The organism is Modestobacter sp. VKM Ac-2986, from assembly GCF_026967795.1.
In the GTDB taxonomy this organism is placed as follows: domain Bacteria; phylum Actinomycetota; class Actinomycetes; order Mycobacteriales; family Geodermatophilaceae; genus Modestobacter.
The window spans coordinates 147,275-172,637 of the sequence record NZ_JAPVBH010000002.1; the positions used below are offsets into that span (position 1 = coordinate 147,275).

Sequence of the window (25,363 nt, forward strand, 5' to 3'; positions counted from 1 at the left end):
GGCAGGACTGACGCGCGCACAGCTGCGGGACGACGGTGTGCGGGTCAGCCGGGGTGCGTACGTCTCCCGCGCCGTGCCGCTCACCCTGGACGCCGCCGCTCGCTCTCTCAGCCCCCTGCTGCCGGCGGGCACTGCGTTCAGCCACGGCACGGCCGCCGCGCTGCTGGGCGCTCCGGTCCCGCACGTGTGGCCGGTGCACGTGACCGTACCGCCGGGCAGCCACCGCCCACGGCGACAACGGCTGCGCAGCCACATGAGCGAACTGGGACCCGGTGACGTGGTCGAGCGTGGCGGGCTGCGGCTGACCAGCGGCGCCCGGACCTGGCTCGACCTCGCGGCCACGCTCCCCGACGACGAACTGGTCGCCGTCGGGGACGCCCTCTACCGAGCCGGCCACCTGGACGCCGCAGGGCTCGGCGAGCGGATCACCGGGTGCTCACCCCGCGGGATCGTCCGCGCTCGCCGGTGCGCACCCGCGCTGGACCCACGGGCGGCGTCCCGGCCGGAGAGCCTGATCCGCTGGTGGGTGCTCGACAGCGAACTGCCGGACCTCGAACCGCAGGTGCCGGTCCATGACCGGCACGGTCGCGTGGTGGCGCACGGCGACCTGGGACACCGCCGGTGGAAGGTGCTCGTCGAGTACGAGGGCCGTCAGCACGCCGAGCGCGAGCAGTTCGGCCGGGACGTCGACCGCTACTCGCTCATGGCCGCCGACGGCTGGCTGGTGCTGCGCTTCGCCGACCGCCATCTGCGGCAGCGCGCCGTCGTCCTCGACCGGATCGCAGGCGCCCTACGCAGTCGGGGCGCGCGGTGGTGAGACGCCGAGTGGGCAGGTGCTGCAGCCGACACGGTCGGACGTGCCGCGGACGGCGACAGCAACTGCCCACTCGGGCGATCGGCTCAGGCGGTGGGCTCGACTGCGGTCTCGGGCTCGGTCTCCGGGACGAAGTCGATGCCGGCCTCGGTGCGCTGGGCGTCGCTGATCGGCGTCGGGGCACCGGTCAGCGGGTCGTAGCCGGCGCCGGTCTTCGGGAAGGCGATGACCTCGCGGATCGAGTCGACGCCGGCCAGCAGCGCGGTGAGCCGGTCCCAGCCGAGGGCGGCACCGGCGTGCGGCGGCGGGCCGTAGTCGAAGGCCTCGAGGAAGAACCCGAAGCGCTCGCGGGCCTCCTCCGTCGACATCCCGATCGCGGCGAACACCCGCTCCTGCAGCGTGGCGTCGGCGATGCGGACCGAGCCGCTCATCAGCTCGTTGCCGTTGCACACCAGGTCGTAGGCGTCGGACAGCGCGGCGCCCTTGTCGGCCTCGAAGCTGTCGCGGAACTCCGGCGTGGGCGAGGTGAACGGGTGGTGCATGAACGTCCAGTCACCGTCCTCGGTCTCCTCGAACATCGGGAAGTCGACGACGAACAGGAACGACCACGAGCCCGGCTCGATGAGCTCCAGCCGCTTGGCCACCTCGTTGCGCGCGGCGCCCAGCAGCTCCTGCGCACCGCGGCGCGCGCCGGCGGCGAAGAAGACGCAGTCACCGGGCTTCGCGCCCACGGCCTCGACCAGCCCGGCGCGCTCGGCCTCGGAGATGTTCTTCGACACCGGGCCGCCGAGCGTGCCGTCCTCGGCGATGGTGACGTAGGCCAGGCCCTTGTGCCCACGCGAGCGCGCCCAGTCCTGCCACGCGTCGAACGCCCGCCGCGGCTGGGAGCCACCGCCGGGCATCACGATCGCCCCGACGTAGGGCGCCTGGAACACCCGGAACGGCGTCTCGGCGAAGTAGGACGTCAGCTCGGTGAGCTCGATGCCGAAGCGCAGGTCGGGCTTGTCGGAGCCGAACCGGTCCATCGCCTCGCGGTAGGTCATCCGCGGGATCGCCGGCAACTCGTAGTCGGCGAGCTGCGCCCACAGCGCGCGGACGACGTCCTCGGCAACGGCCAGGACGTCGTCCCGGTCGACGAAGCTCATCTCGAAGTCCAGCTGGGTGAACTCCGGCTGGCGGTCGGCGCGGAAGTCCTCGTCCCGGAAGGCGCGGGCGATCTGGTAGTACCGCTCCAGGCCGCCGATCATCAGCAGCTGCTTGAACAGCTGCGGCGACTGCGGCAGGGCGTACCAGTGCCCCGGCTGCAGCCGCACCGGGACGACGAAGTCGCGGGCGCCCTCGGGGGTGGAGCGGGTCAGCGACGGGGTCTCGACCTCGACGAAGCCCTTCTCCGCCATCACGTTCCGCGCGATCCGGTTGATCTCGCTGCGCAGCCGCAGCACCGACGCCGGGCCCTGCCGGCGCAGGTCCAGGTAGCGGTACTTGTAGCGGACGTCGTCACCGGCGGCCTGCGCCGTCTCGATCGGGAACGGCAGCGGAGCCGACGCCGACAGCACCTCCAGCGTGGTGGCGACCACCTCGATCGCACCGGTGGGCAGCTCGGGGTTCTCGTTGCCGGCCGGGCGGGTCTGCACCTGTCCGGTCACCAGCACGCAGTACTCGTTGCGCAGCGCGTGTGCCTCCTCCTCGCGGACGACGACCTGGGCGTAGCCCGAGGCGTCGCGGAGGTCGAGGAAGACGACCCCGCCGTGGTCGCGCCGGCGGGCGACCCAGCCGGCGAGGGTGACCGTGGTGCCGGCGTCGGTCGCGCGCAGCGCGCCGGCGTCGTGGGTGCGGAGCAAGGGAGTGCCTTTCAGAGAGGGGATGTCACCAGCGGTCGTGCACGGAGGCGCGGATGCGCTCGTCGTACACGCGCTCGAGGTCGGCCAGCTGGCTGTCGGTCAGCGAGGGCAGGTTGGCCGCGGCCACGTTGCCCAGTGCCTGCTTGACGTTGCGGGCCCCCGGGATCACCGCGGTGACGCCGGGCTGGTCGATCACCCAGCGCAGCGCGAACGCGGCGGTCTCGACGTCCGGACCGGCGATCTCGGCGACCTCGCGGGCGGCGGCGACACCGACGTCGAACGGCACGCCGGAGAAGGTCTCACCGACGTCGAAGGCCTCGCCGTTGCGGTTGTAGTTCCGGTGGTCGTCGGCGCCGAAGGTGGTGTCGACGGTGTACTTGCCGGTGAGCAGGCCGCTGGCCAGCGGCACTCGGGCGAGGATGCCGACCTCGGCGCGCGCGGCGGCGGGCAGCAGCTCCTCCAGCGGCTTGCGTCGGAAGATGTTCAGGATGACCTGGATCGACTGGACGCCGGGGTGCTGCAGGGCGGTCAGGCCCTCCTCGACGGTCTCGACCGAGACGCCGTAGGCGGCGATGACCTGCTCGGCGACGAGTGCGTCGAGGGCGTCGTAGACGCGCTGGTCGGAGTAGACGGCCGGCGGCGGGCAGTGCAGCTGCACCAGGTCCAGGGTGTCGACACCGAGGTTGCGTCGCGAGCGGTCGATCCAGGCGCGCAGGTTCTCGGCCGTGTACTGCTCGGCGGTGAACGGGTCGGCGCGGCGGCCGGCCTTGGTGGCCACGAACGGGCGCTCGCCGCGGGCGGCCAGCGACTGGCGGATCCGCTCCTCGCTCTTGCCGTCGCCGTAGACGTCGGCGGTGTCGAGCAGGGTCACCCCGGCGTCGAGGGCGGCGTCCAGCACGGCGGCGGCGTCCTCGCTGGACACGTCGCCCCAGTCGCCGCCCAGCTGCCAGGTGCCCAGGCCGACGACGGACACGTCGGCGCCGGTGCGGCCGAGCGGCCGGGTCTCCAGCGGGGTGTTCGAGGACTCGGCGATGCCGTCGGTGACTGTCACGCCTCCACCGTCGCACGCACGCGGTCGAACAGCTCACCCAGGGGGACGGCGACCTGCTCGTGGGTGCGCAGGTCGCGCAGCTGGGCCACGCCCTCGGCCAGGTCCCGATCACCGACGACCACCGCGTGCGTGGCGCCGGAGCGGTCGGCGGCCTTCATCGCGCCCTTGAGCCCGCGGTCGCCGTAGACGGTGTCGGCGGAGACGCCGGCCGCCCGCAGCTGCCCGACCAGCCGGACGGCGTAGCTCTTGGCCGCAGCACCCAGCGGGACGACGAACGCCTGCACCCCGGGTGAGGTGACGACGTCGAGCCCCTCGGCGCGGATGGCCAGCAGCGTGCGGTCGACGCCGACGGCGTAGCCGATGCCGGAGAGGTCCGGCCCGCCGAGCGCCGCCGACAGCCCGTCGTAGCGCCCGCCGCCGCCGATCGCGGACTGTGCGCCCAGCCCGTCGTGGACGAACTCGAACGTCGTCTTCGTGTAGTAGTCCAGCCCGCGCACCAGCCGCGGCGCCTCGGTCCAGGGGACACCGAGGTCGGTGAGGTGCTGGCGCACCGCGTCGTAGTGCGCCCGCGTGGAGTCCGACAGGTGGTCGACCATCAGCGGGGCGTCGGCGAGCTGGGCCTGCACCTCGGGCCGCTTGTCGTCGAGCACCCGCAGCGGGTTGAGCGCGGCGCGGGCCCGGGTCTCCTCGTCCAGGTCGAGCTTGGCCAGGAACGCGACCAGCAGCTCGCGGTACTGCGGGCGGCAGGTCTCGTCGCCCAGCGAGGTGAGCAGCAGCTCGAACCCGGTCAGCCCCAGGTCGCGGTAACCCTGCGCGGCCAGCGCCACCATCTCGGCGTCCAGGGCCGGGTCGTCGACGCCCAGGGCCTCGACGTCTACCTGGGTGAAGTGCCGGTAGCGGCCGGCCTGCGGGCGCTCGTAGCGGAAGACCGACCCAACGCTCCACAGCTTCACCGGCAGCGCCCCGGAGTACAGCCGGTGCTCGATGAAGGCCCGCATCAGCCCGGCGGTGAGCTCGGGGCGCAGCGTGAGCGACCGGCCACCGCGGTCGGTGAACGTGTACATCTCCTTGGAGACGACGTCGGTCGACTCCCCCACCCCGCGGGCGAAGACGGTGGTGTCCTCGAACGTCGGCGTCTCGATGTAGCCGTAGCCGGCCCGCCGCAGCGGGGCGACGAGGGTGTCGCGGACGGCGAGGAACTCCGCCGAGGCCGGCGGCAGGGTGTCGAACGTGCCCTTGGGCGCGCTGAACGTGCTCACTGTGGGATGACTCGCTTCGCTCGTGGGTCCGGCCCGGTCACAGGCCCCGGCCCCTCGGGGCCGCGGCGGCCTGCGCCAGGTAGGGGTTGGTGGCGCGCTCGCGCCCGATCGTGGTGGCCGGCCCGTGCCCGGGGAGGACGACCGTCGCGTCGTCCAGCGGCAGGACGACGTCGCGCAGCGAGCCGAGCATGTCGTCCCACGACCCGCCCGGCAGGTCGACCCGGCCCACGGAGCCGGCGAACAGCACGTCCCCGGCCAGCAGCCCCGGGGCCTCCCCCAGGTCCAGGGAGAAGACCACCGAGCCCCGGGTGTGCCCGGGTGCGTGCCGGACGGTCAGCTCGACGCCGGCCAGCGACAGCACCGCGCCGTCGTCGAGCGGGCGCACCTCGTCGGGGTCGGGCAGCGCGACGCCGGTGATCAGCGGGGCCAGCTGCGGGCCGTGCCAGCGCGCGGGGTCGGACAGCATCCCGCTGTCGGCCGGGTGCAGGTAGGCGGGGATGTCGTAGCCGGAGCAGACCGGGAGCACGGAGAACGTGTGGTCCAGGTGCCCGTGGGTGAGGACGACGGCGACCGGCTTGAGCCCGTCGGCGGCCAGCATCTCCCGCAGCGGCTCGACCGCGTCCATCCCCGGGTCGACGACGACGCACTCGGTCCCGGGACCGGGGGCGACGGCGTAGCAGTTGGTGCCGAACGCGCCGGCGGGGAACGAGCGGATGAGCACCCGTGCAGGCTACGCGGGCGCCATCGGCGCAGGTGGCGCTGCCAGGGAGCGGACAGGCGGCGGACCTACACTGCGCACTCGACACCGCGGGGCGCCATGGGTGCGCACCGCCCGCCCCCGAGCGCCTTCCCCAGCGCGCCACCCCGAGGAGCCCGAGAGACGTGCCGAGCAACAAGCAGGCCCGCGAGGCCGCCCAGCGACGACTGCAGCGCCAGCTGGAGCGGCGTGAGCAGCTCGCCCGCAAGCGCCACCGGAACCTGCTCGCCGCGTTGTCCGTGATCGCCGTCCTGGCCGTCGTCGGGGCGATCTTCGCCATCACCAGCGTCGCCGGCGGGGACGACGACGACGCGGCCGCGGCCCCCTCGACGTCGGCCGCCCCGTCGTCGCAGGCCCCGGAGACCAGCGCCGCGGCCGCACCGAGCACCAACGCCGACGGCACGGTGGCCTGCACGTTCACCGCCGACGACTCGGGCACCTCGGCCGGCACGCCCGCGCCGAACGTGCCCGGCAGCGGCACCGCCGCGCTCACGATGGCGACCAGCGCCGGTGACATCGGGCTGAGCCTGGACCAGGCAGGCGCCCCCTGCGCCGCGGCGAGCTTCGTGCACCTGGCGACGACCGGGTTCTTCAACGGCACGCCCTGCCACCGGGAGACCGCCTCGGAGGGCCTGAAGGTGCTGCAGTGCGGCGACCCGACCGGCACCGGCACCGGCGGCCCGGGCTACTCCTTCCCGACCCAGGTCACCGGCGGGGAGACCTACGGCCGCGGCACGCTGGCCATGGCCAACGCCGGCGCGGGCACCGACGGCAGCCAGTTCTTCCTGGTCTACGCCGACAGCCAGCTGCCCCCGGACTACACCGTCTTCGGCACCATCGACGAGGCCGGGCTGGGCGTGCTCGACGCGATCGCGGCCAAGGGCATCGAGGGCGGCGCCGCCGACGGCGCACCGGCCGAGCCGGTCACGATCATCACGATGACCGTCCAGCAGTAGCCGACGCACCGCCCGAGGGCCCGGTCTCCACCCGGAGGCCGGGCCCTCGCGCGTCCGGCCCTCGTGCGTCCGGGACCGCACACTGGGCGGATGGACGCCGACCCGTACGCGGGCTTCCCCCCGGGCTTCTTCGACCGCAGCGACGACACCCCGGACACCCGGTTCTACGACCGCCCGCGGCTGGTGACCCACATCGACGACGCCGCGATCACCGCGGTCGGTGAGCTGTACGCCGAACTGGGCATCGACGGGTCCGCGCCCGCACCGACCCGGGTGCTGGACCTGATGTCGTCGTGGGTGTCGCACTTCCGCACCCCGCCGGCCGAGCTGGTCGTGCTCGGGATGAACGCCGAGGAGCTGGCCGCCAACCCCGCCGCCACCCAGCGGCTGGTGCACGACCTGAACGCCGACCCGACCGTCCCGCTGCCCGACGCCGACGTCGACGCGGCCGTGTGCTGCGTGTCGATCGACTACCTCACCCGGCCGGTCGAGGTGCTGGCCGAGGTGGGCCGGGTGCTGCGCCCGGGCGGGGTCCTGGCGGTGACCTTCTCCAACCGCTGCTTCCCGACCAAGGCCGTGCGCGGTTGGCTGGCCACCGACGACGAGCAGCACGGCGCCGTCATCTCCGAGCTGGTCCGCCGCAGCGACCGCTTCGACGAGCCGACCGTGCAGCTCCGCACCCGCCCGGGCCTGGGCGACCCGCTGTACGCCGTCATCGCCACCCGGCTCGGCTGACCCACCGGCGCCCCGACCGTCAGCGGGACGGCGTCAGCCGCACGAGCCCGCGCCCGCCGGGCGTCCGGTCGACGACGGCGAACACCTCGCACCAGTCGGCACCCCGTTCCACGACCTGCTCCGCGGCCCAGGCGAGCACCGTGGTCGCGTCGACGTCCGGACCGGCGAGCTCCTGCTCGTCACACGCTCGACCCGGGGGGCCGCCGGCCGGGTCTGCCGTCTCCCGCCAGAAGTGGACGCGGTAGCGCGGCCGGTCGACCTCCCAGGACACGTCCCGGGGGTCGACCGGCCGGACCTCCATCAGGCGGTGACGCGCTCCACGTCGAAGACGCCGTCGACGTTGCGCACCGTCTGCAGCACCGCGCCCAGGTGTGCGGGGTCGGCCAGCTCGAAGGTGAACCGGCTGATCGCCACCCGGTCCCGGCTGGTCTGCACCGACGCGGAGAGGATGTTGACCCGCTCGTCGGCCAGCGCCTTCGTGACGTCGGACAGCAGCCGGTGCCGGTCGAGCGCCTCGACCTGGATGGCGACCAGGAAGACCGAGCCCGGCGAGGACGCCCAGTCGACCTCGACCAGCCGCTCCGGCGAACGCTGCAGGTCCGCGGCGTTGGTGCAGTCGGTGCGGTGCACGCTCACGCCGCCGCCACGGGTGACGAAGCCCAGGATGTCGTCCCCGGGCACGGGCGTGCAGCACTTGGCGAGCTTGGCCCAGACGTCGGTCATGCCGTGGACGACGACGCCCGGGTCGCCGCCGGCGGTACGGGCGACCGTGCGCTTGGTGGGGATCGCGGTCTCGGCGATGTCCTCGGTGGCGCCCTCGGTGCCGCCCAGGGCGATGAGCAGCTTCTCCACCAGCGAGTGCGCCGAGACCTGGTTCTCCCCCACCGCGGCGTAGAGCGCGCTGATGTCGGGGTAGTGCAGGTCGGCGGCCAGGGTGGCCAGGGACTCCCCGCCCATCAGCCGCTGCAGCGGCAGCCCGGCCTTGCGCATCGCCTTGGTCAGCGCGTCCTTGCCGGCCTCGACGGCGTCCTCGCGGCGCTCCTTGGTGAACCACTGGCGGATCTTGGTGCGCGCCCGGGAGCTGCCGACGAAGGCCAGCCAGTCCTTCGACGGGGCGGCCGTGGGCGAGCGGGAGGTGAAGACCTCCACGACGTCGCCGTTGGACAGCTTGCTGTCCAGGGAGACCAGGTTGCCGTTGACCCGGGCGCCGATGCACCGGTGCCCGACCTCGGTGTGCACCGCGTAGGCGAAGTCGACCGCGGTCGACTCCCCCGGCAGGCTGATCACGTCGCCCTTGGGCGTGAAGACGAAGACCTCCTGCGGACCGAGGTCGTAGCGCAGGGTCTCCAGGAACTCGCCGGGCTCCTGGGCCTCGCGCTGCCAGTCCAGCAGCTGGCGCAGCCACAGCATGTCGTCGCCGGGGGCACCGGGCGCGGGCGTGACCTCGGTCTTCGCGCCGGCCTTGGCCTTGTACTTCCAGTGCGCGGCGATGCCGTACTCGGCGGTGCGGTGCATGTCGAAGGTGCGGATCTGCAGCTCGACGGGCTTGCCCTGCGGGCCGATCACCGTGGTGTGCAGCGACTGGTACATGTTGAACTTCGGCATCGCCACGAAGTCCTTGAAGCGGCCGGGCACCGGCTGCCAGTGGGCGTGCATGATGCCCAGCGCGGCGTACACGTCGCGTACCGACTCGACCAGGATGCGGATGCCGACCAGGTCCCAGATGTCGGTGAAGTCGCGACCGCGCACGATCATCTTCTGGTAGATCGAGTAGTAGTGCTTGGGCCGGCCGGTGACCGTCGCCTGGATGTTGGCGGCCTTGAGCTGGTCGGTGACCGACGAGGTGACCTCGGACAGGTAGGTGTCGCGGGAGGGCGCCCGCTCGGCCACCAGCCGCACGATCTCGTCGTAGCGCTTGGGGTAGAGCGTGGCGAACGCGAGGTCCTCCAGCTCCCACTTGATGGTGTTCATGCCCAGCCGGTGGGCCAGCGGCGCGAGGATCTCCAGCGTCTCGCGGGCCTTCTTCTCCTGCTTCTCCGGCGGGAGGAACCGCAGCGTGCGCATGTTGTGCAGCCGGTCGGCGAGCTTGATGACCAGGACCCGGGGGTCGCGGGACATCGCGACGATCATCTTGCGGATGGTCTCGGCCTGCGCGCCGTCGCCGAACTTGACCTTGTCGATCTTGGTGACGCCGTCGACGAGGTGGGCGACCTCCGGGCCGAAGTCGGCGGTGATCGACTCCAGCGTGGTGCCGGTGTCCTCGACGGTGTCGTGCAGCAGCGCGGCGACCAGCGTCGTGGTGTCCATGCCCAGCCCGGCCAGCACGGTGGCCACCGCGAGCGGGTGGGTGATGTAGGGGTCGCCGCTCTTGCGCCTCTGCTCGGCGTGCGCCTCCTCGGCGACGTCGTAGGCCCGCTGCAGCAGCGCGAGGTCGGCCTTGGGGTGGCTGGCGCGGTGCAGGGCCGCCAGCGGCTCGAGCACCGGCCGGATGCCGGTGGAACGCTGTCCGGCGACGATCCGGCGGGCGAGCCGGTCACGGACGCGGCGGCGCGGGACGGTCTCGTTCTCCCCGCCCGGCTCCGGCACGACGTCGTCGGGACGGCGGACGGCGGGCCGCTCGGGCAGCGTCACCCGGGGCGCGGTCTCCGCTGTCGGGGGCGCGTCCGACGTCCGGGGAACGACGACGTCTGAGGCCACGGGTGCTCCTGCACTGTTGAGGAGGGTCGTTCCCTCCCATGCTAGACGCGGCCTCCGGCCCCCCGCCGGGTGCTCACCCGGCGGGGGGTGCAGGTCAGGTCCGCCAGAGCGCGTGGACGGGGTGCGGGGCGACCCGCTGGCGCCCGCCGAGGGCGGCCAGCTCGACCACCACCGCGACCGAGGTCACCACCCCGCCGAGCCGCTCCACCAGGGCGACGGCCGCCTCGAGCGTCCCGCCGGTGGCCAGCACGTCGTCGACGACCAGCACGCGCTGCCCGGGCCGGATGGAGTCGGTGTGCAGCTCCAGCGTGGCGGTGCCGTACTCCAGGTCGTACTCGGCCGAGACGACCTCCCGGGGCAGCTTGCCGGCCTTGCGCACCGGGACCACGCCGGTGCCGGCGTCCAGGGCGACCGCGGCGGCCAGCAGGAAGCCGCGGGCCTCGACGCCGGCCACGACGTCGAAGCCGGGACCGCCGTCGGACCCGCTGAGCGCGGCGGCCCGCGGGTCGAGGTCGGCGGGCGTGGTGAGCGCGTCGACGACCCGGCGGAAGGCACCGGCGTCGGCGAACACCGGGGTCAGGTCCCGGAACACCACCCCGGGGACCGGGAAGTCCGGGACGTCGACCGCCAGCGAGGCGATGAGCTCCTCGACCGGCAGCTCCGCCGTCGTCACCGGCGCTTCCGGCCCGACGGGCGGGTGCCAGGACGCTGCCCGGGCCGGGGCGCCGTCGTCCCACCGCGGGTGGTGCCGGTCTCCCGCTGCACCGAGGACGGCGACTCGATCACGACGTCGGCCTCGGGACGCTCGGGCAGGGAGTCCGGGCGCTCGGCGACCGGGACGGCGGACCGGCGGGCCGCGGTGGCCCCGCCACCACGGCGGGCGCTGGCGACCGGACCGGCCGGGCGGGCGCCACCGGTGCGGGCCTCGGAGGCCCGGCGGGCGAGCACGCGCTTGCGCAGCGCGATGTTCTCCGGCTTGCGCTCCTCGAGCTCGGCCAGGACCGGGGTGGCCAGGAAGATCGAGCTGTAGGTGCCGGCGGCCAGGCCGATGAACAGCACCAGCGCGAGGTCCTTGAGCGTGCCCGCGCCCAGCAGGCCGGCGCCGACGAACAGCAGCCCGGCCACCGGCAGCAGCGCGATCACCGAGGTGTTGATCGACCGCATCAGCGTCTGGTTCACGGCCAGGTCGGCCGCCTCACCGTAGGTCGACCGGGCGCTCTTGGTGAGGTCCTTGGTGTTCTCGTCGACCTTGTCGAAGACCACGACGGTGTCGTAGAGGGAGAACCCGAGGATGGTCAGGAGACCGATCACCGTCGAGGGGGTGACCTCGAAGCCGATCAGGGCGTAGACGCCGGCGGTGACGACGATGTCGTGCACGAGCGCGACGATCGCGGCCACGGCCATGGTGGGCCGGAAGCGGATCGCCAGGAAGGCGACCACGGCGACCAGGAACACGACCAGGGCCAGCAGCGCCTTGTTGGTGACGTCACCGCCCCAGTCGGCGCTGACCGCCTGCGGGCTGACCTCGGTCTCCGCGACGCCGGCGGCCTGCGCCACGGCGGCGACGACGGACTCCTCGGTGGCGGGGTCGAGGGCCTCGGTGCGCAGCAGCACCGAGTTGCCGCCGACGACCTGGGCGCTGGAGACCTCGGCCCCGGCGCCCTCGGCGGCCTCGCGGACCTCGGTGAGCTGCTCGGAGGTGGCCGGCACCCGCAGGCTGTTGCCGCCGGCGAACTCGATGCCGAAGTTGAAGCCGCGGACGACCATCAGCAGCACGCACAGCGCCACGACGGCCGCGGTCACCTTGAACCAGAAGCGCCGCTTGCCGACGACGTCCAGCCCGGCCTCGCCGTTGTAGAGCCGGTGGGCCAGCGACGCACGGGAGGGCGCCCGGCGGCCGGACTCCCCCTCGGCGGGCAGGCCGGCGTCGGCCAGCGCCTGGTCGCCGGTGCTCTCGTCGGCGGCCTCGTGCAGCACCTCGGCCTCGTCGACGACCTCGTCGGCGGCGGTCCCGACCGGGACCGCCGTCTCCTCGGTCCCGGTCGGCTGCTGGCCGGGCCCGCCGGTGGGGGCGGGCAGGTCGCCGCCGCCGAAGGCGGTGGACCCGGTGGAACCGGGCTCGCGGGGGGTGGTCATCGGTTGCTCCCGTTCGTGCTGCTGCCGGTGCCGGCACCGACCAGCTGCCGGTCGCCCCGGGTCGGTGACCCCGGACGGCGGCTGTGGTCGACCTGGCCCAGGCCGGAGAAGCGGTTGGTGCCGAAGCTCTTGACCCGGCTGAGCACCGCCATGAGCGGGTGGGTGAAGAGGAAGACGACGACGAGGTCGAGGACCGTGGACATGCCCAGGGTGAACGCGAAGCCCTTCACGTCACCGATGGCCAGCCAGTACAGGATCGCCGCGGCCAGGAAGCTGACGGCGTCGGCGGACAGGATCGTCCGGCGCGCCCGCACCCAGGCCCGCGGGGTGGCGCTGCGCAGCGTCCGCCCCTCCCGCACCTCGTCCTTGAGCCGCTCGAAGTAGACGACGAAGGAGTCCGCGGTGATGCCGATGGAGACGATGAACCCGGCGATGCCGGCCAGGCTCAGCGCGAAGCCGATCTCCCGGCCCAGCAGCACCAGGCAGCCGTAGACGACCACCGCCGACAGCAGCAGGCTGGCGATCATGACCAGGCCGAGCAGGCGGTAGTACAGCAGCGCGTAGACGAACACCAGGGCGACGCCGATGGCGCCGGCGATCAGGCCGGCCCGCAGCTGCTCGCTGCCCAGCTCGGTGGAGATCGACTGTGCCGTGGCCTGGCTGAAGGTCAGCGGCAGGGCGCCGTACTTGAGCTGGTTGGCCAGCTCCGTGGCCGACTCCTGGTCGAAGCTGCCCGAGATCTGGGTGGTGCCGCCGTTGATCGCGGAGTTGATGGTCGGCGCGGAGACGACCCGGCCGTCCAGGGTGATGGCCACGTTGTTGCCGACGTTGGCGGTGGTGAACTCCGCCCAGGCCGTCGAGCCGGCGCCGGTGAAGTCGAGGTTGACGATCCACTCGCCGGTGCCCTGCTCAGTGCCGGCGGTGGCGTTGGAGACGTCGGTGCCCTCGATGACCGCCGGGCCCAGCAGGTACTTGGCGGTGCCGTCGTCGGAGCAGGCCGCGATGTGGTCCTGGGGCCGGTCGACCTCGGTGGTCGTGGTGTCACACGTCAGCGTGGCGAACTCGGCCTGCGCCTGCTCCTGCGTCACCACGGGCGCGTTCGGGTCGGGAGCCGAGGGGTCGGTCACCGCACCGCCGTCGGTCGCCGGGGCACCCGAGGTCGGGGCGGCGGTGTCCGTGGGCGCAGCGGAGTCGGTCGGGGCGGCGGAGTCGGTGGGCGCGGCCGGGTCCGTCGGGGCGGCGGAGTCGGTGGGCGTGGCCGACGGGTCGGCGGCGGGGGCGGCCGCCTCCGGGCCGCCCACGACCGGGCGGAACCGGAGCTGGGCGGTGGCGCCGAGCTCGCGGGCGCGGTCGCCGTTGTCACCGGGCACGGAGATGACGATGTTGCTGCTGCCCTCGGTGACCACCTCGGCCTCGGCGACGCCCAGGCCGTTGACCCGCTGCTCGATGATCTGACGGGCCAGCTCGAGGTCGGCGGACTCCGGCGGCTGGCCGTCGGGGGTGCGGGCGGTGAGGGTGACCGTCGTCCCGCCCTGGAGGTCCAGGCCGAGCTGCGGGGTGCGCCGGTCCCCGGTGAGGAAGATCAGCGCGTAGAGGCCCACCACGATGAGCAGGAAGGCGGCGAAGTACCGCCGGGCGGGGATCTGTCGGGCTGCCATGAGGGGTGCCCGGCTCAGCGGGCGCGGTCGGCGGGGTCGCCGTCGCCGTCGGTGGACCCGGTGGCCGCGGTGCTGCCCCCGGTCGTGCCCGCGTCCAGCGGCTTCCGGACCTCCAGCACCGCCGGGCGGGCGACGGTGATGACGACCCCCGGGGAGACCTCGAGGTCGACGGTGTCCGCGCCGAGCGCGGCGACGGTGCCGTGGATGCCGCTGGTCAGCATCACCGGGGTGCCCGGGGTGAGCGCGGCCTGCATCGCCGCGGCGTTGGCCTGGATCTTCTTGCGCTGCCGGGCGGGCAGCACGATCAGCAGGCCGAACAGCAGGACGAGCACGATCAACGGCAGGTATTCCACGACTGGTGAGCCTCTCTACCGCGGCAGGTCGCGCGGTGGGTGCGACCCGTCATCGGGCCGCTCGGGTACATCGGCGCCGGCACACGTCCACGGGCTCCGCCGGGCGGAGCGCCCCGGCGAGCCGGGCGCGCCAGCGCGTCGGAGTCTAGGCGTCGAAGAGCGTGGAGTCGCCAGGCCCGGCCGACGGCCGGTCGCCTGTGCCGCCGCTGAGCGGCACCCCACCGCGCGGGACGGCGTGCCCCAGGTGACGGAACGCGGCCTCGGTGGCGACCCGCCCGCGCGGGGTGCGGGCCAGCAGCCCGGCGCGCACCAGGAAGGGCTCGCACACCTCCTCGACGGTGTGCGGCTCCTCCCCCACGGCCACGGCCAGCGTCGCGACGCCCACCGGCCCGCCGCCGAACTTCGTCACCAGCGCGTCGAGCACCGAGCGGTCCAGCCGGTCCAGGCCCAGGTCGTCGACGTCGTAGAGGGCCAGCGCGGCCCGGGCGACCTCCAGGGTGACCCGCCCGTCGGCCCGGACCTCGGCGAAGTCGCGCACCCGGCGCAGCAGCCGGTTGGCGATGCGGGGCGTGCCGCGGGAGCGCCCGGCGATCTCGGCCGAGCCGTCGGCGGTCAGCTCGACCCCCAGCAGGTCCGCGCTGCGCGCGATGACCTTCTGCAGGTCGGTGGTGTCGTAGAACTCCATCTGGCCGACGAAGCCGAACCGGTCGCGCAGCGGGCCGGTGAGCAGGCCCGCGCGGGTGGTCGCCCCGACCAGCGTGAACGGGTTGATCTCCAGCGGGATCGCCGTCGCGCCGGGGCCCTTGCCCACCACGACGTCGACCCGGAAGTCCTCCATCGCCATGTACAGCAGCTCTTCGGCGGGCCGGGCGATCCGGTGGATCTCGTCGATGAACAGGACGTCGCCGGGCGCCAGGTTGGACAGCATGGCGGCCAGGTCGCCGGAGCGCTCGATCGCCGGGCCGCTGGTGATCTTGACCGCGGTGCCCAGCTCGGAGCCGATGATCAGCGCGAGGCTGGTCTTGCCCAGCCCGGGCGGGCCGGACAGCAGCACGTGGTCCGGCGGCCGGCCGCGGCGCTTGGCGCCCTCGAGGACCAGGTCGAGCTGGCGGGCGACCTTGGGCTGGCCGATGAAGTCCGCGAGCGAGTGGGGCCGCAGCGCGGACTCCACGACCCGCTCCTCGTCACCGGCCCGCGGGTCGACGGCGTCGTCCCAGTCGGGAGCGGTGTACCGGCCCGGACCGGCGTCGGCGGCCGACAGCCCCCGGTCGAAGGAGCTCATGAGCGGCCCAGCATCCGCAGGGCCTGCCGCAGCAGGACGCCGACCTCGACGCCACCGGTCTCGGCGATCTGCGCGTCGGCGGCCGGCACGAGCTCGAGGACGGCGATGTCGGCCTCCTTGGTGCTCCAGCCCAGCCCGACCAGCGCCTGGCCGAGCTGGTCGCGCCAGGGCTGGACGGGTGCGATGCCGGGCAGGGCCGGGCCGTCGAGGGAGGTGTCGGAGGTGGTGACGCCCAGGCGGTCGCGGAGCTCCAGCACCAGGCGCTCGGCGCCCTTCTTGCCGATGCCGGGCACCTGCATCAGTGCCTTGAGGTCGCCCATCGACACCGCCCGGCGCACCTCGCGCGGCGGGTGGATGGCCAGCACGGCCTGGGCGACCCGCGGGCCCACGCCGTTGGCGGTCTGCAGCAGTTCGAACAGCTGGCGCTCGTCGTCGTCGGCGAAGCCGTAGAGGGTCAGGGAGTCCTCGCGGACCACCAGGCTGGTCGCCAGCCGGGCCTGCTCGCCGACCTGCAGCCGGGCGATGGTCCCGGGCGTGCACTGCACGGCCAGGCCCACCCCGCCGACCTCGACCACGGCGCCGTCGGGTGAGACCGCGGCGACGCGGCCGCTCACGCTGGCGATCACCGGGACACCCCCTGCCAGCGCGGCAGCGTCCGGGACGCCGGGACCGGTGCGCCGATGCCGCCGGCCAGCGCGGCGACCCGCAGCCGGGCCTGCGCCGGGGCGCGCCACACGTGGCAGACCGCCAGCGCCAGCGCGTCGGCGGCGTCGGCGGGCTTGGGCGCCTCGGTGAGCCCGAGGACCCGGGTGACCATCATCGTGACCTGGTCCTTGTCGGCGCGGCCGTTGCCGGAGATGGCGGCCTTGACCTCGCTGGGGGTGTGCCAGGCGACCGGCAGGTCGGCCTGCGCCGCGGCCAGCGCGGCGACACCGGCGGCCTGGGCGGTGCCGGTCGCCGTCCCCTTGTTGTTCTGGGTGAAGACGCGCTCGATGGCCACGGCCTCCGGGCGGTGCTGCCGCAGCAGGGCGGTCACGGCGGTGTGCACCTCCAGCAGTCGCAGTTCCAGGTCCAGGTCGGGGTGGGTGCGGATGACCCCGACCCCGATCGCCGTGGGCCGGACGCCGGGACGCCCGTCGACCACACCCCACCCGCACCGGGTCAGTCCCGGGTCGATGCCGAGCACCCGCATGAGACCTCCACCGATCAGCGCGAACACGTGTTCGAACCAACGCTAACCGGCGTCCCTGACGAAACGGTCCCCGACACGCCCGTCGGCCCGGCCCCCTCGCAGGGTCCCGCCCTGAGCCTGCGAAGGGTGGGGGCGAGACGAAGGACCCCGTGCCACCCAGCACTCGCGAGCTCGCACTGGGCCCCTGCACGCGGCCTAGGCGTCGATCGTCTCCATGACCTCGTCGGAGACGTCGTAGTTGGCGTAGACGTTCTGCACGTCGTCGAGGTCCTCGAGGGCGTCGATGAGCTTGAACACCTTGGCCGCGCCCTCGGCGTCCAGCTCGACCTGCACGCTGGGCACGAAGCCCATGTCGGCGGAGTCGTACTCGATGCCGGCCTCCTGCAGGGCGGTGCGCACCGCGACCATGTCGCCGGGCTCGCTGACGACCTCGAAGGTGTCGCCGAGGTCGCGCACCTCCTCGGCACCGGCGTCCAGGACGGCCATCAGCACGTCGTCCTCGGTGTGGCCGGCAGCCGGCACGACGACGACGCCCTTGCGGGAGAACAGGTAGGACACCGAGCCGGGGTCGGCCATGGTGCCGCCGTTGCGGGTCATCGCGGTGCGCACCTCCATCGCCGACCGGTTCTTGTTGTCGGTGAGGCACTCGATGAGCACCGCGACCCCGGCCGCGGCGTAGCCCTCGTAGGTGATGCCCTGGTAGTCGACGCCGCCGGCCTCGGCACCGGACCCGCGCTTGACGGCGCGGTCGATGTTGTCGTTGGGCACCGAGCTCTTCTTCGCCTTCTGGACGGCGTCGAACAGCGTCGGGTTGCCCTGCAGGTCACCGCCGCCGGTGCGGGCCGCGACCTCGATGTTCTTGATCAGCTTGGCGAAGAGCTTGCCGCGCTTGGCGTCGATCCCGGCCTTCTTGTGCTTGGTCGTCGCCCACTTGGAATGGCCGCTCACGAAGCTCTCCCCTCACTGTCGGCGCCTGCAGTGGCGCCGTCGGAACCCAGACCGCGGGCACGGGCTGCCCGCACCAGCTCCACGAACATCGCGTGCACCCGGGGGTCGCCGGTGAGCTCGGGGTGGAAGCTGGTGGCCACCAGGTGACCCTGGCGGACGGCGACGATCTTACCGTCGGCCGCTCCGCCCACGACCCGGCCGAGCACCTCGACCCCCGGACCGACCGCCTCGACCCACGGCGCGCGGATGAAGACGGCGTGCACGGGACCCCCGGGGACGCCGGCCACCTCGACCTCGGTCTCGAAGGAGTCGACCTGCCGGCCGAAGGCGTTGCGGCGCACCGTGACGTCCAGCCCGCCGATGGTCTGCTGGCCGGCGGGGGCGTCGAGCACCGTGTCGGCCAGCATGATCATCCCGGCACAGGAGCCGTAGGTGGGCAGCCCGGCCGCGACCGCCTCGCGCAGCGGCCCGAGCAGCCCGGACCGGGACGCCAGGTTGGCCATGGTGGTGGACTCCCCACCCGGGACGACGAGCCCGTCGACCGCCGCCAGCTCCGCCGGGCGCCGCACGGTCACCGCCTGCGCGCCCTGCCCACGCAGCACCGCCAGGTGCTCGCGGACGTCGCCCTGCAGCGCGAGCACCCCGATGGTGGGCGCACTCACCAGCCGCGGGCCGCGTAGCGCTGGGACTCCGGCAGGGTGTCGACGTTGATCCCGACCATCGGCTCGCCCAGCCCGCGGGAGACCTTGGCGATCACGGCCGGGTCGTCGAAGAAGGTGGTGGCCTGCACGATGGCAGCCGCCCGCTGCGCCGGGTCGCCGGACTTGAAGATGCCCGAGCCGACGAACACGCCCTCGGCGCCCAGCTGCATCATCATCGCGGCGTCGGCCGGGGTGGCCAGGCCACCGGCGGTGAACAGGACGACGGGCAGCTTGCCGGTGCGGGCGACCTCCACGACCAGGTCGTGCGGGGCGCGCAGCTCCTTGGCGGCGACGAACAGCTCGGTGTCGTCCAGGGTGGTCAGCCGCCGGATGCCGGCGCGCAGCGCGCGCATGTGCCGGGTGGCCTCCACGACGTTGCCAGTGCCGGCCTCGCCCTTGGAGCGGATCATCGCCGCGCCCTCGGAGATGCGGCGCAGCGCCTCGCCCAGGTCGGTCGCGCCGCACACGAAGGGCACGGTGAAGTCGGTCTTGACGATGTGGTGGGCCTCGTCGGCCGGGGTCAGCACCTCGGACTCGTCGATGTAGTCGACGCCGAGGGCCTGCAGCACCTGCGCCTCGACGAAGTGGCCGATCCGGGCCTTGGCCATCACCGGGATGGAGACCGCGTCGATGATGCCCTGGACCATGTCCGGGTCGCTCATCCGCGCGATGCCGCCCTGGGCGCGGATGTCGGCCGGGACCCGCTCCAGCGCCATGACCGCGACCGCGCCGGCGTCCTCGGCGATCTTGGCCTGCTCCGGGTTGACGACGTCCATGATGACGCCGCCCTTGAGCTGCTCGGCCATGCCGCGCTTGACCCGGACGGTGCCGGTGGACGTGTCGCTGGACTCGCTGTGCTGCTGGGACACGTGGCTGCCTCGCTGGTCGTCGATCGGGAACGCCCCAGCCTACGGCCGGCTCAGCTGCCGGCGGACGGGCCGCCGGAGAGGACGGCGTCCAGCCCGTCGTCGATGTCGAAGTAGCGCGGCAGCGGCCGGCGGGCGTGCAGGCGGGACACCCGGGTCAGCCGGCGGCGGCGCAGCGCCCGGGTGTCCCGGACGGCGTCGTTGTAGAAGCGCCGGGCCAGCCCCACCCGGACGGCGGCCTCGTCGAGCTCGGGGGGCAGCGCCCCGGCCGGCACCCGGCCCAGCAGCCGGCCCAGCTGGTTCTCCGCGGCCTCGCGGTCCCCCGCCGCCGGGGTGCGCGAGGCGGTCGCGGCGTCGGCCAGCCCGGCGGCGAGCGGTGCGCCCAGGACGTCGGCGCGCTCCCGGGCGAGGGCGGCGGCCAGCTCGGCCCGGCGCAGCAGCGCGGCGTCGAGCACCTCACCGGCCCGGCGCACCCGGCCGGCGAGCCGGCGCAGCCGGATCAGCGTCCAGCCGGTCCACAGCAGGTGGACCACGACCAGGACCGCGGCGACGAGCAGCAGCCAGGTCCCGGGGGTCATGACCGCCCAGGCTAGCCAGCCCGGCCGTGCCTGCGGGCTCTCCTGGTCGTGCGACCGCGTGTCACCGGCGCACGCGGCGGCGGAACGGGCCGTGCGGTGGGCCCACGACCTCGCCGAGCAGCGCCGCGTCGTCCGCGGCGGAGCCGGTGACCCCAGCACCCCCGGGCGGGGCGACGGTCTCGTAGACGGTGAGGACCCGCTGGGCGACCACCGACCAGTCGTACTCGGCGACGACCGCCCGGCCGGCCGTGGTGAGCTCGGCCCGGCGGGCCGGGTCGGCGAGCAGCCCGCTGACGGCGGCGGCCAGTGCGTCGGCGTCCCCGCGGGGCACCAGCACCCCGGCGGTGCCGCCGGCCAGCACCCGGCCGAAGGCGTCGAGGTCGCTGGCCACGACCGGGGCCCCGGCGGCCATCGCCTCCAGCAGGATCACCCCGAAGGACTCCCCCAGCAGGTTCGGTGCGCAGTAGACGTCGACCGAGCGCAGGAACGCCGCCTTGTCCGCCTCGGTGAGCTCCCCGAGCAGGGTCACGTGCCCGCGGAGGTCCTCCCCCACCAGTTCGGCCAGCGCGTCGGGGTCGCCGCGGCCGGCCACCAGCAGCCGGGCACCGGGGTGCTCGCGCACGACCTGCCGCAGCGCGTCCAGCAGCACCGGCAGCCCCTTGCGCGGCTCGTCGTAGCGGCCGAGGAAGCCGATCGTGGGCACCGCGGGGTCGGCGGTCGGCAGCAGGGGGCCCGCGGCGAAGGCGGGCACGTGCACGCCGTTGGGGATCACGACCGCGTCCCCCCCGAGGTGCTCGACCTGCACCCGGCGGGCGAAGTCGGACACCGCGATCCGGCCGCCGATCTTCTCCAGCCACGGCCGCACCCACGGTCCCAGCGCAGCGAGGAACTTCGACCGGGTGGTCGCGGCGTGGAAGGTCGCCACGATCGGCCCCTTGGCGACGATGCAGACCAGCAGCGACACCGACGGCGAGGCGGGCTCGTGCACGTGGACGACGTCGAAGGCGCCCTCGCGCAGCCAGCGGCGCACCCGTGCGGCGGAGACCAGCCCGATCTGCATGCTCGCCATCGAGCCGTTGTAGGGCACCGGCACCGCCCGCCCGGCCCAGGTCACGTGCTCGGCGGGCAGGTTCTCCTCGTGCTCGGCGGGGGTGAGCACCTCCACGTGGTGGCCCAGGCCGCGAAGGGTCTCGGCGAGGTCGCGCACGTGGTACTGGACGCCGCCGGGGACGTCCCACTGGTAGGGGCAGACCAGCCCGATCCGCATCAGGGCGCCTCCGCGGGCGCACGGTCGCCGGGGCCGACCCCGGGCCAGATCCGGCCGAGCACGTGCCAGTCCTCGGGCGCCTCGGCGATCGAGGTGGCGAAGGCGTCGGCGACCTGCTGCATCCCCGCGGTCACCCGGTCCCGCAGCCGACCCGGCCCGTCGACCGGCACCGGCGGGTGCACGGTGAAGCGCCAGCCGGCGCCGTCGAACCGGCACACCGCCGGCAGCAGCACCGCCCCGGTCTGGGCGGCCAGCAGCGCCGGGCCACCGGGCATCGTCGTCGCCCGGCCGAAGAAGGTGACCGGGACGCCGCTGCCGGAGAGGTCGCGGTCGACCAGCAGGCACGTCGTCCCACCGGTGGCCAGCCACTCCCGCAGCACGGTGGCGCTGGGGCGCTCACCGCCGGTCAGCGGCACCACCCGCATGCCCAGGTGCTCGCGGTAGGCCACGAAGCGGCGGTACAGCGACTCCGGGCGCAGGCGCTCGGCGACGGTGAGGAACTCCCCGCCCAGGAAGTCCACCAGCCAGACCCCGGCGGCGTCCCAGTTGCCGCTGTGGGGCAGGGCGAGGACGACGCCGCGGCCCTCGGCGACCGCGCGTTCCAGGTGCTCGCGGCCGCGCAGGTCCGAGCCGGCGAGGATGCGCGCGGTGCCCAGCGTGGGCAGCCGGAAGGCCTCCTGCCAGTAGCGGGCGTAGGACTGCATGCCGCGCCGGGTGAGGTCGGCCAGCGCGGCGTCGTCCAGCCGGCCGCCGGTGACCACGTCGAGGTTGGCCCGCAGCTGCTGCACCCCGCGCCCGCCGCGGCGTGCGGCGAGGGCGCCACCGGCGGCGAAGAGCGCCCGGGCCGCCGGCTCGGGCAGCACCCGCACGGCCCGCCAGCCGGCCGCGTAGCCGCCGTCGGCCAGCCGGTCGCGCAGCTGCCCGGCGCGGCTCACGACGCGGGTCGGCCGGTGGACTCGCCGGCGGGGCGGCTGGGCAGCTGCATGCCCCGGGACTCCCGCCGGACGGCGGTGAACCGCTGCGCGACGGTCACCGCACTGCCCACCAGCAGCACCCACAGCGCGACGTGCACCGCGTAGGGGATGCCCAGGCCACTGAAGCCGGTGCCGACCAGCACCAGGATCAGCCGCTCGGTGCGCTCGACGATCCCGACGTCGGCGGACAGCCCGACGCCCTCGGCGCGGGCCTTGACGTAGGAGGTGAGCACGCCCAGGACCAGGCACAGCAGGGCGAGCAGCACCAGCAGCCGGTTGTCCCCGGCGCCGGAGAACCACCAGACCAGGCCGCCGAAGATCGCGGCGTCGGCGGCGCGGTCACCGGTGGAGTCCAGGACGGCGCCGAACACCGAGCCGCCGCCCCGGGCCCGGGCCAGCGCGCCGTCGAGCATGTCCAGCAGCACGAAGAAGGTGACCGCCAGCGCGCCCCAGAACAGGTGGCCGGTGCCGATGCCGAACACCGCCGAGGCGATGGCCCCGACCGTGCCGACGAGCGTGACGGTGTTCGCGGTGACCCCGACCTTGAGCAGGCCGCGCACCACCGGCGCCCAGAAGCGGGCGACGGCCGGGCGCAGGTTGACCCCGAGCACTCAGGCCCCCCGGCCGGTCGCCGGCCACGCGGCGGCCAGCAGCGCCCGGGTCTCGGCGAGGACCTGCGGGAGCACCCGGGTCAGCCCGATCACCGGCATGAAGTTGGTGTCGCCGCCCCAGCGGGGCACCGCGTGCTGGTGCAGGTGGTCGGCGATGCCGGCCCCGGCGACCGAGCCCTGGTTCATGCCCACGTTGAACCCGTGCGCACCGCTGACCGAGCGCACCACGCGCATCGCCGTCTGGGTGTAGGCCCCCAGCTCGGCGACCTCGGCGACCGTGAGGTCGGTGTAGTCGGGCACGTGCCGGTACGGGACCACCATCAGGTGCCCGGCGTTGTACGGGTACAGGTTGAGGACGACGAACACCGTCTCACCGCGGGCGACGATCAGCCCCTCGGCGTCGTCCATCGCCGGGATCAGGCAGAACGGGCAGTCGTGGTCGCCGGTGGGCTTGTTCTCCCCGCGGATGTAGGCCATCCGGTAGGGCGTCCACAGGTGCTCGAACACCGCCGTCGGGCCGTCCTCGTCGTTGACGACGGGCACCCGCAGCTCGCCCGGGTGCCCGGCCGGCTCCTCGGTCACCTGCCCCTCGGTCACTGCGCCTGCTCGGCGGTCGGGTCGGTGTTGTGCCGGGCCGCGACCCAGGCGGCGACCTGCTCGACGGCCTCGGCCACCGGGACGCCGTTGCGCTGCGACCCGTCGCGGTAGCGGAAGGAGACCGCCCCGGCCTCGGCGTCGGTGGCCCCGGCGATGAGCACGAAGGGCACCTTCTGCTTGCTGGCGGTGCGGATCTTCTTCTGCATCCGGTCGTCGGAGTCGTCGACCTCGACCCGGATGCCCCGGGCGCGCAGCTGCAGGGCCACGTCGGTCAGGTAGGGCACCTGCTCGTCGGTGATCGGGATGCCCACGACCTGGACCGGGGCGAGCCAGGCCGGGAAGGCGCCGGCGTAGTGCTCGGTGAGCACGCCGAAGAACCGCTCGATCGAGCCGAACAGCGCGCGGTGCAGCATCACCGGCCGCTGGCGGGAGCCGTCGGCCGCGCTGTACTCCAGGTCGAAGCGCTCGGGCAGCTGGAAGTCGACCTGGATGGTCGACATCTGCCAGGTGCGGCCGATCGCGTCGCGGGCCTGCACGGAGATCTTCGGGCCGTAGAACGCCGCACCCTCGGGGTCGGGGACGAGCTCCAGCCCGGACTCCACCGCTGCCTGGCGCAGCGCCTCGGTGGCGGCCTCCCAGCTCTCGTCGCTGCCCACGGACTTCGCCGGGTTGCGGGTCGAGAGCTCCAGGTAGAAGTCGCTCAGGCCGTAGTCGGCCAGCAGCCCCAGCACGAAGTCCAGCAGGCCGCGCAGCTCGCCGGCCATCTGCTCGGGCGTGCAGTAGATGTGCGCGTCGTCCTGGGTGAAGCCGCGGGCCCGGGTCAGGCCGTGGATGACGCCGGACTTCTCGTAGCGGTAGACGGTGCCGAACTCGAACAGCCGCAGCGGCAGCTCCCGGTACGACCGGCCCCGGGAGGAGAAGACCAGGTTGTGCATCGGGCAGTTCATCGGCTTGAGGTAGTAGTCCTGGCCCTGCTTGCGGACGTTGCCCTCGGCGTCGCGCTCCTCGTCCAGCCGCATCGCCGGGTACATGCCCTCGGAGTACCAGTCCAGGTGCCCGGAGGTCTCGAACAGCTGGCCCTTGGTGATGTGCGGGGTGTTGACGAAGGAGTAGCCGGCCTGCTCGTGCCGGCGGCGGCTGTAGTCCTCCAGCTCCCGGCGGATGACCCCGCCCTTGGGGTGGAAGACGGCCAGGCCCGAGCCGATCTCGTCGGGGAAGCTGAACAGGTCCAGCTCCGAGCCCAGCTTGCGGTGGTCACGGCGCTCGGCCTCGGCCTGCTGCTCCTGGTACGCCTTGAGGGCGTCCTTGCTCTCCCACGCGGTGCCGTAGACCCGCTGGAGCTGGGGGTTCTTCTCACTCCCCCGCCAGTAGGCGGCGGCACTGCGGGTGAGCGCGAAGGCCGGGACGTTGGAGGTGCGCGGCAGGTGCGGGCCGCGGCACAGGTCGGTCCAGACCACGTCGCCGGTGCGGGCGTCGACGTTGTCGTACATGGTCAGCTGTGCGCCGCCCACCTCGACGTCGGCACCGTCCCCGGCCTCGGCGGCCCCGCCCTTGAGCCCGATCAGCTCCAGCTTGTAGGGCTCGTGCGCGAGCTCCGCGCGGGCCTCGTCGTCGCTGATCTCGCGGCGGCGGAAGTGCTGGCCGGCCCGGACGATCTCGGTCATCTTCTTCTCGAGGGCGCTGAGGTCCTCGGGGGTGAAGGGCCGCTCGGGGTCGAAGTCGTAGTAGAAGCCGTTCTCCACCGGCGGGCCGATGCCCAGCCGGGTGCCCGGGAAGAGCTCCTGCACGGCCTGGGCGAGCACGTGCGCGGCGGAGTGCCGGATGACCGCGCGGCCCTCGGCGCTCGCGGCCGGCACCAGCTCGACGTCGGTGTCGGCGTCGGGGGTCCAGGCGAGGTCCTTCAGGTCACCGGTGGCCAGCTCACGGACGACGACCGCGCCGTCGGGGCCCTTCAGCGGCAGCCCGGCGTCCTTGAGCGCCTGCAGGGCCGTCGTCCCGGCCGGCACCCGGACGGGGTCGGCGGCGGTGGGCGAGGGCGCGGTGGACACGAGGTCTCCTGGGGGATCGGTCGGGCCCCGGCCGGACGACCG

General features: G+C 74.0%; 25 protein-coding genes. 3 read left to right on the forward strand and 22 right to left on the reverse strand.

The window, feature by feature from the left end:
- The first annotated feature begins 253 nt into the window (after positions 1-253).
- Entirely contained in the window at positions 254-817 is a 564-nt protein-coding gene (locus O2W14_RS04960) for a DUF559 domain-containing protein (protein WP_269174971.1), read from the forward strand.
- Positions 818-900: 83 nt separating this feature from the next.
- On the opposite strand, the gene aspS is transcribed toward O2W14_RS04960, so the two are convergent.
- From aspS to O2W14_RS04980, 4 genes are read right to left on the reverse strand one after another with little or no spacing between them, the layout of a single operon-like run.
- Complete coding sequence (aspS, locus tag O2W14_RS04965) at positions 901-2,655, reverse strand: aspartate--tRNA ligase (RefSeq protein WP_269174972.1); 1,755 nt, start codon at positions 2,653-2,655, stop codon at positions 901-903.
- Positions 2,656-2,680: 25 nt separating this feature from the next.
- The gene (locus O2W14_RS04970; protein WP_269174973.1) at positions 2,681-3,706 is read right to left on the reverse strand and encodes an aldo/keto reductase; all 1,026 of its coding nucleotides are present in this window, start codon (positions 3,704-3,706) and stop codon (positions 2,681-2,683) included.
- On the reverse strand, positions 3,703-4,965 hold the full coding sequence (gene hisS / locus O2W14_RS04975) for a histidine--tRNA ligase (protein WP_269174974.1): 1,263 nt from the start codon (positions 4,963-4,965) through the stop codon (positions 3,703-3,705). The genes O2W14_RS04970 and hisS overlap by 4 nt, the downstream gene beginning before the upstream one ends.
- A gap of 37 nt (positions 4,966-5,002) precedes the next feature.
- Complete coding sequence (locus tag O2W14_RS04980) at positions 5,003-5,686, reverse strand: MBL fold metallo-hydrolase (RefSeq protein WP_269174975.1); 684 nt, start codon at positions 5,684-5,686, stop codon at positions 5,003-5,005.
- Positions 5,687-5,847: 161 nt separating this feature from the next.
- Here O2W14_RS04980 and O2W14_RS04985 point away from each other — a divergent pair, with 161 nt between their 5' ends.
- Both O2W14_RS04985 and O2W14_RS04990 read left to right on the forward strand, forming a co-directional pair.
- Positions 5,848-6,678, forward strand: a complete 831-nt coding sequence (locus O2W14_RS04985) for a peptidylprolyl isomerase (RefSeq protein WP_269174976.1) — start codon at positions 5,848-5,850, stop codon at positions 6,676-6,678.
- Between the two features lie 90 nt (positions 6,679-6,768).
- A complete protein-coding gene (locus tag O2W14_RS04990; RefSeq protein ID WP_269174977.1) occupies positions 6,769-7,413 on the forward strand; it encodes a class I SAM-dependent methyltransferase in 645 nt (214 codons plus the stop codon).
- Between the two features lie 19 nt (positions 7,414-7,432).
- Here the strand turns inward: O2W14_RS04990 and O2W14_RS04995 are convergent, their stop codons facing one another.
- From O2W14_RS04995 to thrS, 18 genes are all read right to left on the reverse strand, one after another.
- Positions 7,433-7,714 carry a hypothetical protein gene (locus O2W14_RS04995; protein ID WP_269174978.1) on the reverse strand — a complete coding sequence of 94 codons (282 nt, stop codon included), beginning with the start codon at positions 7,712-7,714 and terminating at the stop codon, positions 7,433-7,435.
- On the reverse strand, positions 7,714-10,110 hold the full coding sequence (locus O2W14_RS05000) for a RelA/SpoT family protein (RefSeq protein WP_269174979.1): 2,397 nt from the start codon (positions 10,108-10,110) through the stop codon (positions 7,714-7,716). Before O2W14_RS05000 ends, O2W14_RS04995 begins: the two co-directional genes overlap by 1 nt.
- A 94-nt stretch (positions 10,111-10,204) precedes the next feature.
- On the reverse strand, positions 10,205-10,783 hold the full coding sequence (locus O2W14_RS05005) for an adenine phosphoribosyltransferase (protein WP_331253575.1): 579 nt from the start codon (positions 10,781-10,783) through the stop codon (positions 10,205-10,207).
- The gene (secF, locus tag O2W14_RS05010) at positions 10,780-12,246 is read right to left on the reverse strand and encodes a protein translocase subunit SecF (protein WP_269174980.1); all 1,467 of its coding nucleotides are present in this window, start codon (positions 12,244-12,246) and stop codon (positions 10,780-10,782) included. Before secF ends, O2W14_RS05005 begins: the two co-directional genes overlap by 4 nt.
- Positions 12,243-13,904, reverse strand: a complete 1,662-nt coding sequence (secD, locus tag O2W14_RS05015) for a protein translocase subunit SecD (protein ID WP_269174981.1) — start codon at positions 13,902-13,904, stop codon at positions 12,243-12,245. Before secD ends, secF begins: the two co-directional genes overlap by 4 nt.
- A 14-nt stretch (positions 13,905-13,918) precedes the next feature.
- Complete coding sequence (yajC, locus tag O2W14_RS05020) at positions 13,919-14,257, reverse strand: preprotein translocase subunit YajC (RefSeq protein WP_269174982.1); 339 nt, start codon at positions 14,255-14,257, stop codon at positions 13,919-13,921.
- Between the two features lie 145 nt (positions 14,258-14,402).
- On the reverse strand, positions 14,403-15,539 hold the full coding sequence (gene ruvB / locus O2W14_RS05025) for a Holliday junction branch migration DNA helicase RuvB (protein WP_269174983.1): 1,137 nt from the start codon (positions 15,537-15,539) through the stop codon (positions 14,403-14,405).
- The gene (gene ruvA / locus O2W14_RS05030) at positions 15,536-16,165 is read right to left on the reverse strand and encodes a Holliday junction branch migration protein RuvA (RefSeq protein ID WP_269174984.1); all 630 of its coding nucleotides are present in this window, start codon (positions 16,163-16,165) and stop codon (positions 15,536-15,538) included. Before ruvA ends, ruvB begins: the two co-directional genes overlap by 4 nt.
- Positions 16,162-16,731, reverse strand: coding sequence for a crossover junction endodeoxyribonuclease RuvC (gene ruvC, locus O2W14_RS05035; RefSeq protein ID WP_269174985.1), 570 nt, complete (start codon positions 16,729-16,731; stop codon positions 16,162-16,164). Before ruvC ends, ruvA begins: the two co-directional genes overlap by 4 nt.
- Before the next feature lie 195 nt (positions 16,732-16,926).
- Positions 16,927-17,679 (reverse strand): YebC/PmpR family DNA-binding transcriptional regulator, encoded by a 753-nt coding sequence (locus O2W14_RS05040; RefSeq protein WP_269174986.1) that lies wholly within the window; start codon positions 17,677-17,679, stop codon positions 16,927-16,929.
- Entirely contained in the window at positions 17,676-18,341 is a 666-nt protein-coding gene (gene pdxT / locus O2W14_RS05045) for a pyridoxal 5'-phosphate synthase glutaminase subunit PdxT (RefSeq protein WP_269174987.1), read from the reverse strand. Before pdxT ends, O2W14_RS05040 begins: the two co-directional genes overlap by 4 nt.
- The gene (gene pdxS / locus O2W14_RS05050; RefSeq protein WP_269174988.1) at positions 18,338-19,249 is read right to left on the reverse strand and encodes a pyridoxal 5'-phosphate synthase lyase subunit PdxS; all 912 of its coding nucleotides are present in this window, start codon (positions 19,247-19,249) and stop codon (positions 18,338-18,340) included. The genes pdxT and pdxS overlap by 4 nt, the downstream gene beginning before the upstream one ends.
- A 50-nt stretch (positions 19,250-19,299) precedes the next feature.
- Complete coding sequence (locus tag O2W14_RS05055; RefSeq protein ID WP_269174989.1) at positions 19,300-19,824, reverse strand: hypothetical protein; 525 nt, start codon at positions 19,822-19,824, stop codon at positions 19,300-19,302.
- A gap of 61 nt (positions 19,825-19,885) precedes the next feature.
- Complete coding sequence (locus O2W14_RS05060; RefSeq protein ID WP_269174990.1) at positions 19,886-21,091, reverse strand: glycosyltransferase family 4 protein; 1,206 nt, start codon at positions 21,089-21,091, stop codon at positions 19,886-19,888.
- Entirely contained in the window at positions 21,091-22,026 is a 936-nt protein-coding gene (locus tag O2W14_RS05065) for a phosphatidylinositol mannoside acyltransferase (RefSeq protein ID WP_269174991.1), read from the reverse strand. The genes O2W14_RS05060 and O2W14_RS05065 overlap by 1 nt, the downstream gene beginning before the upstream one ends.
- Positions 22,023-22,676 carry a phosphatidylinositol phosphate synthase gene (pgsA, locus tag O2W14_RS05070; protein ID WP_269174992.1) on the reverse strand — a complete coding sequence of 218 codons (654 nt, stop codon included), beginning with the start codon at positions 22,674-22,676 and terminating at the stop codon, positions 22,023-22,025. The genes O2W14_RS05065 and pgsA overlap by 4 nt, the downstream gene beginning before the upstream one ends.
- Positions 22,677-23,273, reverse strand: coding sequence for an HIT family protein (locus O2W14_RS05075; RefSeq protein ID WP_269174993.1), 597 nt, complete (start codon positions 23,271-23,273; stop codon positions 22,677-22,679). It abuts the gene before it with no gap.
- Positions 23,270-25,321 carry a threonine--tRNA ligase gene (gene thrS, locus O2W14_RS05080; protein ID WP_269174994.1) on the reverse strand — a complete coding sequence of 684 codons (2,052 nt, stop codon included), beginning with the start codon at positions 25,319-25,321 and terminating at the stop codon, positions 23,270-23,272. Before thrS ends, O2W14_RS05075 begins: the two co-directional genes overlap by 4 nt.
- Positions 25,322-25,363: the final 42 nt, after the last annotated feature.